At 46.8% G+C, this 11,482-nt stretch carries 11 protein-coding genes and 1 tRNA gene; 6 read left to right on the forward strand and 6 right to left on the reverse strand.

The window, feature by feature from the left end; genetic code table 11:
- The first annotated feature begins 111 nt into the window (after positions 1-111).
- Positions 112-186, forward strand: a tRNA-Asp gene (locus AT710_07450).
- Positions 187-270: 84 nt separating this feature from the next.
- Here the strand turns inward: AT710_07450 and AT710_07455 are convergent.
- Positions 271-795 (reverse strand): hypothetical protein, encoded by a 525-nt coding sequence (locus AT710_07455; protein KUO91099.1) that lies wholly within the window; start codon positions 793-795, stop codon positions 271-273.
- A gap of 84 nt (positions 796-879) precedes the next feature.
- Between AT710_07455 and AT710_07460 the strand changes: the two genes are divergently transcribed.
- The gene (locus AT710_07460) at positions 880-1,308 is read left to right on the forward strand and encodes a hypothetical protein (GenBank protein KUO91100.1); all 429 of its coding nucleotides are present in this window, start codon (positions 880-882) and stop codon (positions 1,306-1,308) included.
- On the opposite strand, the gene AT710_07465 is transcribed toward AT710_07460, so the two are convergent.
- Entirely contained in the window at positions 1,298-2,155 is an 858-nt protein-coding gene (locus AT710_07465) for an aldo/keto reductase (GenBank protein KUO91101.1), read from the reverse strand. The two genes, AT710_07460 and AT710_07465, sit on opposite strands and share 11 nt — an antisense overlap.
- Before the next feature lie 803 nt (positions 2,156-2,958).
- On the opposite strand from AT710_07465, the gene AT710_07470 reads away from it, so the two are divergent.
- Positions 2,959-4,326 (forward strand): hypothetical protein, encoded by a 1,368-nt coding sequence (locus AT710_07470; GenBank protein KUO91102.1) that lies wholly within the window; start codon positions 2,959-2,961, stop codon positions 4,324-4,326.
- A gap of 204 nt (positions 4,327-4,530) precedes the next feature.
- Here the strand turns inward: AT710_07470 and AT710_07475 are convergent, their stop codons facing one another.
- From AT710_07475 to AT710_07485, 3 genes are all read right to left on the reverse strand, one after another.
- Entirely contained in the window at positions 4,531-5,283 is a 753-nt protein-coding gene (locus tag AT710_07475; GenBank protein ID KUO91103.1) for a hypothetical protein, read from the reverse strand.
- A 74-nt stretch (positions 5,284-5,357) separates the two neighbouring features.
- Entirely contained in the window at positions 5,358-5,801 is a 444-nt protein-coding gene (locus AT710_07480; protein ID KUO91104.1) for a Fe-S oxidoreductase, read from the reverse strand.
- Entirely contained in the window at positions 5,798-6,799 is a 1,002-nt protein-coding gene (locus AT710_07485) for a thioredoxin reductase (GenBank protein ID KUO91105.1), read from the reverse strand. Before AT710_07485 ends, AT710_07480 begins: the two co-directional genes overlap by 4 nt.
- Before the next feature lie 178 nt (positions 6,800-6,977).
- Between AT710_07485 and AT710_07490 the strand changes: the two genes are divergently transcribed.
- The 3 genes from AT710_07490 (at position 6,978) to AT710_07500 (ending at position 10,434) form a co-directional block, all read left to right on the forward strand.
- Positions 6,978-8,123 carry an N-acetylglucosamine-6-phosphate deacetylase gene (locus AT710_07490; protein KUO91106.1) on the forward strand — a complete coding sequence of 382 codons (1,146 nt, stop codon included), beginning with the start codon at positions 6,978-6,980 and terminating at the stop codon, positions 8,121-8,123.
- A gap of 118 nt (positions 8,124-8,241) precedes the next feature.
- Positions 8,242-8,796: a phosphoribosyltransferase gene (locus tag AT710_07495; protein ID KUO91107.1), complete on the forward strand. Its 555-nt coding sequence runs from the start codon at positions 8,242-8,244 to the stop codon at positions 8,794-8,796.
- A 180-nt stretch (positions 8,797-8,976) separates the two neighbouring features.
- The gene (locus AT710_07500) at positions 8,977-10,434 is read left to right on the forward strand and encodes an aldehyde dehydrogenase (protein ID KUO91108.1); all 1,458 of its coding nucleotides are present in this window, start codon (positions 8,977-8,979) and stop codon (positions 10,432-10,434) included.
- Between the two features lie 309 nt (positions 10,435-10,743).
- Here the strand turns inward: AT710_07500 and AT710_07505 are convergent, their stop codons facing one another.
- The gene (locus AT710_07505; GenBank protein ID KUO91109.1) at positions 10,744-11,436 is read right to left on the reverse strand and encodes a hypothetical protein; all 693 of its coding nucleotides are present in this window, start codon (positions 11,434-11,436) and stop codon (positions 10,744-10,746) included.
- Positions 11,437-11,482: the final 46 nt, after the last annotated feature.

An 11,482-nucleotide genomic window follows, 5' to 3' on the forward strand; every position in this document is an offset into this window, starting at 1 on the left:
TAGTGATGCAATTCATCCTCGCTAAATAAAAGGTTCACTCGCTGAATGGGAAGGTTAATCGAAGGCTATAGGGAAAAACTTAAAATAACGGTTGCCAAGGTCTTCATTCGAGCCTCGGTCGTTCAGCCTGGTCTAGGATGCGGGCCTGTCGAGCCCGAAACCCGGGTTCAAATCCCGGCCGAGGCGCTAAAACCCATAAANCCTAANAATGGTAAAGCAATGATATGCTCAAGGAAGGGGGACCAATTATTGGGCATCTTAAACTTCCCATTATGCTTTTATCCTTTGCATTAATGTCAATAATTTTAACATAAGCAACTTATATTGCTGGGTCACTGGAATAAGTACTAAGTAACCGGTGTAAAGGCCATAAACCACGGCGCTCCTGGGCGGGGACACCAAAACGGCCGGTATAGCTAGTAGGTCCTCCTCGCCCCTCACCAGTATAGTTGCTCTGCCTCCCCCCATCGCGATCCTCACCGCGCTCCTTATGGCCTCAAATGCAGAATCCATTAGGGTAGCGGGTGGATTATCGATAATGATCTCCGCATCACTGGAACTCTCACTGATGATCCTCCTCTGGGTCTTACCATCAATTATGGATATATCAGGCTCTCTCCAGTACTTCCCGATATTCATGGTGACCACATCGCCCACCGCAATTAATGGCCACAATCCGAAATCCTCAGCAATAGTCCTAGCTACTTCAATTGATGCCGGTGCTTCTCTTGGTATAGCTATTGCAAAGGGTATGGCCATTAATCCCCTAAGGAAATCACTGCTTAATCTATACATGAATAGCGAGGTCCCCGCCTTTTTAATAGCGTTGCTCCTATATTAATAAATGCCTTTTTTAGGAGGATGCCCCGCCTTATTACTATGCAGCAAGACGCTGTGGCTAAGGCAATAAATATACTTGAGAGGCTGGATGAGCTGGGAGTCCTCGATTCTATGCAATCCCTTCTCAGCGATGAGGAGTTACGGCGACTGATTGGGTCCAGCCTTAACATGATTGGGTCCCTCAGCAAGTTATTGAGCGTGATTAATGAAATTGATTGGGATAAGGTAATTGCACTATTGACATCCATGAAGGGTAATGAATTGGAGAATATATACGAATTTATAGGTCTCATAAATGGCATTGATACAGCAAGGCTCAGAGCCGCTCTTCAGATAATTAATAGCGATGTAGGGCCGGTCTCATTATCTAGACTCGTAGGTGAATTACGGAGAGAGGAGACTCGGCGAGCGATTTATAAATCATTACTTATATTAAGGATCTTGCTAGGAGACAGATTCAGGGCCTAGATTGTCCCTCAATAGTGTAGAGGGAGTCCAGTTTCTTTACGTCGTCATCATCGAGTTTCCATCCGATTGCCCCCATGTTTTCCCTCATGTGCTCCAGCCTTGCTGCCTTAGGTATGGCCACTATATTGGGTTTACGTATTACCCAATTAAGTAGAACCTGTGCAGGTGTTTTCCCATACTTGCTTCCCACTTCCTCTAATAGCTTATATTCCTTGCTTCCGGGTCTTAGTATTGCCCCAGTTCCTAGAGGGCTGTACGCTATGATCGTTATTCCCTCCCTCTCCGCGTAGGGCAGTAAATCCCTCTCTGCATCCCTATCCAGTAAGTTATACCTTACCTCGTCGGCCACTATCCCGTACTTGGTTAAGGATCGCCGCGCCTCCTCTAGCTCAACCACATCGAAGTTACTTACACCAATGTGCCGAATAACGCCTTCATCCACTAGTTCCTCCATGGCTTGCATTGTTTCCCTAATCTGTACATCCCTCGCGGGCCAGTGAATCATATACAGATCAATATATGTTCCCAGCCTCTCCATGCTTGCTTTAGCTGATTTCAATACATCATCATGCCTTGCATGGGTTGGCCATACCTTGCTTATTATGAAGAGGTCATTTCGTGGAAATCCCTTTATTGCCTCCCCAATTATTCTCTCGGAGCACCCGCCTCCATACATTTCAGCCGTATCTATCATTGTGTAACCCATGTTTATTGCTTCCCTCAGTAGCTTCACCATGGAATCCATATTAGAGCAGTCAGGTATCCAGAAACCTCCTCCTATGCCCCACGTACCCAAGCCTATTACAGGTATCTTTATACCGGTTTTATCGAGTTCCTTGAATTCCATAAACTATATTTAATAGACCTGGTAAAAATACTTTGTCTGTGAACTACCCCGCCCTAATGGGGCTTTCCGCTTCCTTGCCCTGCCTTGCCCATCGTTACGGGTAGTGGGCGGATCACGGGCGCTGCGGGCGGCTCCCGCCCTGCCCTCTGGGCTTTTAACGCCCTCACCCTCCACGGAAACGCCACCATTTAAACATTTCTAGGGGGCCATCCATCCCCTCCCCGGCGGAAGAAGACTTTCGCCCCCTTAACCCGTTAAGATAAAATCCGAGAGAGCCATCTATCTTTACAAAATACAACTAATCGCCCACTTCACAATTCATGGCGAGAGACGAGAACCATGAAAAACGAATGGTAAACCCCGCCCTTTAGGGCGAGGTAAAGTTTTTTTAAAAAAATAAGAGCACTATTTCCTTTAGGATGTCCTCCCCGGTCAATTCTCAGAGGATGGAGGAAGGGGGGGGCTCTCTCCCGCAATGCCGGGGCATCCGCGAAGGCCGGCAACCGGCGCCCATTAGGGTAACCCCCAAGGCCTCGGGGAGCCGTTAAGGCAGGAGGTAGGTCAACTCAAACCACCAGCTATATAATGATTATTAAATGTAGTAAAGCATTCGTAACTGTCCCTCAATAATTGTGAGCTCCCAATGGATCTGGGCTACATTTTTGAGGCCATTTTTCTGCTACGCTTTGTTGGGTTCTCCTTTCAAAGTAATATTATGAAGGAGCACAGGGCATGGCTGGTTTTCTTTACAAAAGATAAATTTTTAAAGCCACTATCATTATGGTGGTCAGTAGTCATTAAGTATGACTGGGTCAGTGAGAAGGAGTTACAGTGAGAAGAAGTCGTTGAGGCGGCAGCTATCGTTTACTGACATATATTTCGCCTCAATAGGAGGCCAATCCCCATTCCTCAGCATATTGACGTATGGAACCGCAATGATAATTTACGTGGGGCTCCTGGCCCCAATTGCTGCGCTTCTCGGCACTCTCCTTGTCCTCCTCAATGGAATAGTGGTTTATGAGTTGTCAAGGCAAATAACAAAGACCGGTGGATACTATAAGTATGCTCATCTATTATTAAGTCACAGGGTTGGAATAGAGACCGGCTTCCTATACTTATTCTACTCAATACTATATGGGGTCTCCTATGCCTTCGGCGTTAGTTACCTCTCCTCATGGCTATTTAATTGGGACCCCACGATAACAATGATAGTGGTTCTATTAATAACGGCTTTTCTCGCAATCAGCGGAATAAAGCCATCAACCAAGTACGCAATAATAGCCGGCTCAGTGGAAATCGCGGTTCTCCTTCTCGTCGGCTTTACCCTAATGTACCTAGTTCACTTTAAGCTAAGCAACCCATTCATGGGCGGGGTATCGCTCTCGAATCTAGGCCTAGCCGTCATATACGCAGCTGCAATACCAACTGGGTACGGNGCCATCACTCCATTATCCGGCGAAGCAAAGAATCCTAAGTCAACAATACCGAGGGCGGTAATAGCCGTGATTCTGACAGGCGGCATATTGGCGGCATTTGATGTATATGCATTCGCCAATGCAGGNATGGTTTTATTCCACGATAACATAAACCAAGTAATCTCAACCCCATCTCCAGTACTTTATGTGTTGAGAAAGTATATTGGGGATTACTTGGATCCAATAATAATATTCGCCATGCTAAGCGATGGAGTATTAGGCACGCTTGCCTTCTCTATAGCGGCGTCACGAACGATATATGCGATGTCGGTGGATGGCTATCTTCCAAGTATATTCTCCCAACTAAATAATAAGGGCAACCCAATATTCTCGGTTATACTGGTCTCTGGAATCACGTTAGGCATATCAGTGATGCTCACAAACATATTTCATGGTCCACTGCATGCATTTCTGGTACTGGGTGCATTATCTACAATGGCCGGCCTTGTGGTGCATTTAGTATCTAACTTTGCCCTAGCTAGAATAGGAATAGGGAGGCGAGTGAATAAATGGATAACCATGTCGATAATCGCATCCGGAATAACCATCTACTCGCTCCTCGCCGCATTGACAAAAATGAGCTCAACATATGTGGAGATATTCCTGCTTTGGATGATACTGGCCTTCATATACGCGGAAGCATATAGCATTGTCAATAACCAAGTAAAGCATAGATATCCTGCCACAATGGAGTAGGAACCCGGATTGATCACATTGATTACTTCTCCCGGATTTTTAAGCTAGCATTGATGCATCATGGGAGCATCATGAGGAAAAGGCGAGCAGCCTCCATTAATAGTAAGCAGGCTCCCAAAGGGCTCCTCACGCATTAAGGCCTAGAAGTTTACTGACCTCCTCCCCGCCCTGAAGGGCGAGATTTGTCGTTAGTTTAATCAAAATTTAGTACTTAATGAGGAGCAGCAGCATTACCGCCATAATTATCGATTCAATAAGAGACATTATTCCTATTCTCCTCATGTTTTCCCTCAAACCATTTCGATTGATTTTTCCTTCCCTTAGTGCAATTACAGCCCTCGCGGTTGGCTCCATCATGGCTAGGTAAAGCTTGCTGCTCATGGTTAGGTACGCTAAGAACGAGGTCAGCGTTAACCACCAAAGCGAGGAGAACCATGGCTTAATTGCTCTGAACGGTAGTTTCCCCTCCACGTAAATTGCGGAAAATACATGATAGCCCACCCATATTATTGCTGTATAGATTATCGTTAAACTCGGCGTGATGCCCATCATGGCGAGCCAAGGCAAGTATGTTGATGAGAGAAGAGCAGTGCCCGCAATATTAGCTACTGCTCCCCTTCCCTTTCCCCTCAGTGCCTCTATAACGAATATTAGTAGGGGAATCAGTGAGAGGAGGAGCCAAGGCCGTGGAGTTGGGAATAGTAAGTATGTGTATGGAACCACATTAACCACGAATAGCGCGTAATCCATGGGTTTAGGCTTAGATACTAGTCTCAGGTGAACCCTAACCAAGCTAAGCAAGTTAATTGCAACTAGAAGCGTAGTGAGTAGGGTCCTGATTAGGTTTAAGCCGGAAAGTAATGCGGCGGATCCAAGTGATAGACCATAAGTCACAATAATCACGGAAATGGCGCCGCTATCCACGTGGATGGGGCGTGTCTTTACTTGCATGTTCAGCGTTGGAATTCCTGATTTTATGGATATTATCTAAGGTACTGCTTTCTTCTATTAATACTGCTAAGTATCATGCCCTATACTTTTCCCGTGATGCGGAGAAGCTTGACTCCATCATCTGTCTTCTGCGACTCCTCCACGAATCTCCGGAGAATCGTCGCTAGCCTCTTTTTCTCGGATGGGGGAACAGTGATCCAGGCAGGACATGACTTATCTATGATGGCCCCATCATAATCATCATAGTTGAGGGGGTAAAGCCTGCACCCGATTGGTCTATTCACATATATGCTGCACTTCCTTGTTTCCGGATCATAGAAGACGCAGTGCCCATCAATATTTCTAAGCCTCCATATGCCATCGCCTCCCCTCTCTGCGAAGTCCTCAAGCTTGTGTCCGAGGGCTACTATCCTCTCTATATCATCTATTAACAGCTCCATTTGAGTATTTAAACAGCACTCACCGCAGAGAGTGCAATTGAATTTAACCTCCGCCTCCTCGGGGTTCTTCACTATTCTAATCATTGCCTAGCCTGCCCAAACCTCTTAAGTATATAATTATAGGCTGAGTATGCTGCTAATGCCCCTTGCCCCGCGGCCACAGTTATTTGCCTGAAGTCAAGGGGAGTTATATTAACCGCATCCCCAGCAGCATATATGCCTGGCTCGCTGGTCTCCATTAGGTTATTGACCACTAGGTACCCCCTCTCGTCGGTCTTCAACCCGATTCCCCTAAATAACTCCACGGGGGGCTCCGCCCCTATTTCCACGAATATGCCATCAATTGAGAGACTATATTCCTGTCCAGTATCTACTCTCTGAAGAACGGCCGATCTCAGCAACTTGTCTCCCCTCAACTCCTTCACGATGGTGTTCCAAAGTATCTCTATTTTCTTGTTCTTCATTAGCATATCTTGATACGTTGGCTCCGCCCTGAGCTTGTCTCTTCTGTGAATCATGTAAACCTTCTTAGCGTACTCAGTTAGAAGAAGAGCGGCACTGGCCGCCGCATCGCCTCCACCTACAACTGCCACCACCTTATCCCTGAAGAGGGGGGCATCACATGGTGCGCAGTAAGAGACGCCTTTGCCGTCGAACTCCTTCTCGCCCTTAACATTTAGCTTCCTCCTCCTCTCCCCAACCGCTAATATAACTGTCCTGCTCCTAAATTCATCGCCGGAGGCAGTGGTCACTATGAATATATCACCATCCCTCCTCACAGATGCAACCGAGTCCAGCAAGAACGGTACTCCATAACTCTTCACGTGCTGTTCGAACTTGCTTACTAGATCGGGCCCCATTATCCGCTCATAACCCAAGTAATTCTCCACCCAGCCGGCTTTCCCAACTTGNCCCCCAATATCCTCGCTTATCACTGCAACAGATAACTTGTACCTGGCAGCATAAAGCGCAGCATTAAGGCCAGCCGGCCCCCCGCCCACTATTATCACGTCAAGTAACTTGGATTTAAGTTCATCAACCACATCCCCAGCCAATTCAAGGCTGCCTAAGGACAATGACATAGATTAAGGAAAGAAGTGGTAATTATATAAACCTTTTTAGCGAATGCTATCCCTAAATGATCAGATTAACTGGAGACCCCGTCCGTAAGAGCGGGGTAATTTACGCTTAGTCTTAATTTAGCTTAGAACCATTCAATATATAGGCCAATAATTAATAGGGACCCCGATTCCTTAATTCATGGCAATTAAGACCCTGAAGGCGAGTACTCTCTACACTCCACACCAAGTCCTCCACGATGTTTCAGTTATTATCAGGAATGGGGTCGTGGAGGAAATAAGCGAATCCAACAGCGGCTTCGATATTGATCTCAGGGGATTAATTGTTGCGCCGGGTTACGTGGATACCCACATACATGGCTGCTGCGGCATAGATATAACTAGTTTAACCACTGCGAGAGAACTGAACAATTTATCGACTGGATTAACCAGGTTCGGGGTCACTTCATTCGTGCCAACTCTCGTCTCCTCACCTCACGCCAATATACTCAGGATACTTAAGTTATTATCAAGCGCGCGGAGAAGCATTGAGGGAGCTAAGGCGCTCGGGATAGGGCTTGAGGGGCCCTATATAAATCCAGAGAAGCGGGGAGCCCAGAGCATTAATGCAATACGCGCGCCAAGTCTGGAGGAGCTTGATCAGTATATGGGGCTCCTCGACAATCCCCCCCTGATAATTCACTTGGCGCCAGAGGTAAAGGGGGCATATGAATTGATACAGCGCGCATCCCTGCATGGTGCTATAGTCAGCATAGGTCACACGGATGCCGATTATGAGACAACTATGCGAGCCATAGCACTGGGGGCCACTAGGGCCACACACTTATTTAATGCAATGAGGGGCATTCATCATAGGGAACCCGGCGCAGCGATGGCGTTGATGGATAACGCCAATGTATACCTAGAGCTAATAACGGATTTCATTCATTTAAGGCCGGAAATCATTTTATTCGTCCTTAAATACGCAGGGTGGCAGAGGGTGGTTCTAGTTACGGATGCAATGGCTGCAGCCGGTCTCGGCGNTGGGGAATACGTCCTGGGCGATCTTCATGTAATTGTCTCTAATGGTCGCGCATCGCTTCCCGACGGAACTTTAGCGGGCAGTTCATTAACTATCGATCAAGCCGTGCGCAACATGATCAGCCTTGGCTTGTCTCCTAATGTTGCGATAAGCATGGCTACAGACATGGCGGCCCGCTCCATTGGATTAATGAGGATGGGTTGTCTAAGGCCTGGATGCATTGCCGATGTCGTTGTGCTGGACGATAAGTATAGAGTGATCAATACGATAATAAATGGAACTGGTCAGGGCTTGGATGCGCGATAAAATGGTAAGTCTCTTTATCGCGAGAGGAGGCAGGCTTTGGTATAGACATGTTCTTCTTTAAATAATTGAGGTTCACTATAAAAGAAAACTTTATATTTAGTTGGCTAAAGAGGTCATAATGGTAGAGCTTAAGGTAGTCACGTGGAACGACGTCACTACTTATCTATTGCATATAGTGGAGGAGATGGGGAGGGATAGATTCAAGCCCGACATCGTCGTTGGCATAATGAGGGGCGGCGTCGTGGCNGCTCGATTGATCGGGGACTTCCTTGGCGTGGACTCCATATCATCAATGGAGGTGAAGTTCTATAAGGGAATTGGCGAGCAGGGGGATGAACCTAGGATAACCCAACCATTGACCGTTGCCGTGGAGGGAAAGAAGGTGTTGGTGATAGATGATATAGCTGATAGCGGCAATACGTTAATCACTGCTGTGGAGTACATTAAAAACATGAAGCCCATGCAAGTAAAAACGGCCACGCTTCTCGTGAAGCCATGGTCGAAATTTAAGCCGGATTATTATGGCGGTGAAACGACTATGTGGATAGTGTTTCCCTGGGAGTTAGGGGAAACATTGAGGGAACTTGGAAGCAACTCAACGCAATTGGTTAGCAAGATGGATAGCGAATTGGCCGGTAAAATAATGACAATAATGAAGATCCTCAATAACTAGGACAACAAATCCACGGAACAAGGGCTATGACTGAGTTTAGGCTGTTCGCATTCGTTCGTTAAGCATCATTAAATTAGCGTCGGGATTCACCGCTAGGACCGGAGATACTAGTTGCTTCTTTTACGTTTGCTGTTAAATATATAAGGTAATGCTTATTAATATGCCAATTATTCGACAATTATGCAACAAGTAAAGCTAAGGCATTACATAAACGGCGAATTTCGGGAACCAAGCAACGGTGAGTATAGTCAGAAAACCACTCCAATAGATGGCTCTGTCATAGCGTTAGTTCCCAGTGGAACTCGGGAGGATGCTAAGGCAGCCATAGATGCGGCATATGAAGCCGGCAAGCAATGGTCCAAGTTAACGCCGATCAAGAGGTCCGACTACATATATAAAATATATGAAGTGGCGAGGTCCATGGAGGAGGACTTAATCAATACATTAATAGTGGAGGGCGGCGGCATTTATAAGAAGGCATGGGGTGAGGTCGTTTTCACCGAGAGACTCATACGTAACGCCGCGGAGTTGGCTCGTCATTATGAGGGCGAGGTCCTGAATTCCGATAGTGAGGCCACAATATCCATGGTATTCAAGAAACCGAAGGGAATAGTGGGCATCATTACTCCATGGAATTACCCATTATCCATATCGATGAAGAAGGTAATTCATGCCCTGGCAATAGGGAACACTGTTGTATTGAAAACCGCCAGCGATACTCCAATAACTGGTTATAAGATAGCTGAAATGGCAAGTAAGGCCGGTCTTCCAAAGGGCGTGCTTAACGTCGTGTTCGGATCCGGAGGCGTTGTCGGCGATGAGATAGTGACCAATAAGAAGGTTTCCCACATCACCTTCACCGGAGAAACTGGAACCGGAAAGCAAATAGCAGAGAAGGCGGGCCGCGGATTAAAGACTGTTACCCTGGAGCTTGGGGGTTCTGACCCCCTGATAGTGCTTGATGACGCGGATCCAGACTATGCGGCTCGATTGGCCGTGTTTGCGGCCTTCTTCCATCAGGGACAGATATGTACGGCCTCTAAGCGAATAATAGTTCATAAGGGGATTTACGACAAATTCGTTCCGAGATTCATAGAATACACTAAGAGACTTAGAGTAGGCGATCCTCGCGTTGATAAGAACATCGACTTTGGTCCCCTCATAAATAAGTCCCAAGTTAATTCCATGGTGGAGTTCCTTAATGATGCAGTGAAGCGGGGAGCTAAGGTGGAGACCGGGGGCAAGGTAAACGGCAACTACTTTGAACCCACCATACTGACAGGAGTGGATAGGAATGCAAAGGTCCTGCGAGAGGAGGTGTTTGGCCCGATTAGGCCCATAATAATGGTTGAGAACGATGATGAGGCCGTGGAGGTCGCGAATGATACGGAGTACGGTTTGTCGGGTGCAGTGTTGACCAGCAACATAAATAGGGCAATGAGCATAGCGGAGGCCGTGGAGTCAGGCATGTTCCACATAAATGACGTCACGTTCCTGGAGGAGTCGCATGTGCCATTCGGCGGAATAAAGGCAAGCGGAATTGGGAGGGAGGGAGGCAAGTATTCCTTCCATGAATCCACATATGATAGGTGGACCACCATAACGCTTAGGCAGAGGAAGTTCCCAATACCATCATGAACCCTAAAAACCATGAACCCAAAAACATAACTAAATATCTCTGTTGAAACGATCGGCGAGCCTCGCCCCTTTAGGGCAAGGGGAGGGACCTAAATCTTTTTCATGTTAGCAGAAATGTCTTTATATTCTTGCTTTTATTGATGAACTCCCACGCCGATGTGGGCTCTGCCCAAAAGGGTGGGATGGCGGAGATGGGAGCCCCGTGCCGTTGGGCTCGACGGGGACCCGCCCATCATAAGGCTTGGCAGGTGGCTGAGGCCCAAGTCCCTACACTCAATTAAATGAAGGTAAAATGAAGGTGACAAACGGTCAGACATCTATTTCCCGGTCTCCATTTATTAAGTCTACCTTAAGTAATCGCCCCATCAAGTACTTCTCGTAAAGTATCCCCGTCTCCGTCGCCGCCGATCTCAGTATTTCTCCACTTATCCCAGGCACGCCTGCGCTTATTATCAATATATTCCTAGTGGCTTGATCAACCATGGTTAGCTCAGAGTCCCTGTAGGGATACACGTGAAGTATAGTGCCGTCGCTGGCCGCGAGCACGATTTGATTACTGCTTAGTTTTTTCCTTGGGGAGCCTATTGGTATGAATACTTCCCCCTCGGCAGCATACCTAAGCGTAAGCTTCTTGGCCCTTATCTTATCAATATCATACAGTCCAATGGGCACCTTATACTTAATGCTGATTATGTTGCCTATATCCACCGCTGGATTTATGGTTGGCACCCGTCCCCCATTTAATAACCTCCGTATCAGCGCCTCCTGTGATGGTCTCTGCTTTGTTGGATCTATCTTTAGGTACTTCCAGTAAAAGTCCCTATACGCACGAATAATGGGATCACTTAGTAAGGTGCTTATGGTGTTTTTCTTAGCTTCCTCTATCGCCTTATTCCATTCCTGGCTCAAATCGATGGGCTTATCGTTAATTATATCCACTGCAACAGCGATTCCCAATTGGATCCCCAACTTCGATAGATCCTCGCTAATCCCTATTCGCATACTACTATTACTATGGCTACATGGATATAAACATTATTATCCATCC

The sequence above is a fragment of the Thermocladium sp. ECH_B genome (assembly GCA_001516585.1).
Lineage (GTDB): Archaea > Thermoproteota > Thermoprotei > Thermoproteales > Thermocladiaceae > Thermocladium.

Excerpts from the sequence above, each read along its gene's own strand:
- AT710_07455 (KUO91099.1), bottom strand. The coding sequence starts at position 795 with ATGTATAGATTAAGCAGTGATTTCCTTAGGGGATTAATGGCCATACCC.
- AT710_07460 (KUO91100.1), top strand. The coding sequence starts at position 880 with ATGCAGCAAGACGCTGTGGCTAAGGCAATAAATATACTTGAGAGGCTG.
- AT710_07465 (KUO91101.1), bottom strand. The coding sequence starts at position 2,155 with ATGGAATTCAAGGAACTCGATAAAACCGGTATAAAGATACCTGTAATA.
- AT710_07480 (KUO91104.1), bottom strand. The coding sequence starts at position 5,801 with ATGATTAGAATAGTGAAGAACCCCGAGGAGGCGGAGGTTAAATTCAAT.
- AT710_07500 (KUO91108.1), top strand. The coding sequence starts at position 8,977 with ATGCAACAAGTAAAGCTAAGGCATTACATAAACGGCGAATTTCGGGAA.
- AT710_07505 (KUO91109.1), bottom strand. The coding sequence starts at position 11,436 with ATGCGAATAGGGATTAGCGAGGATCTATCGAAGTTGGGGATCCAATTG.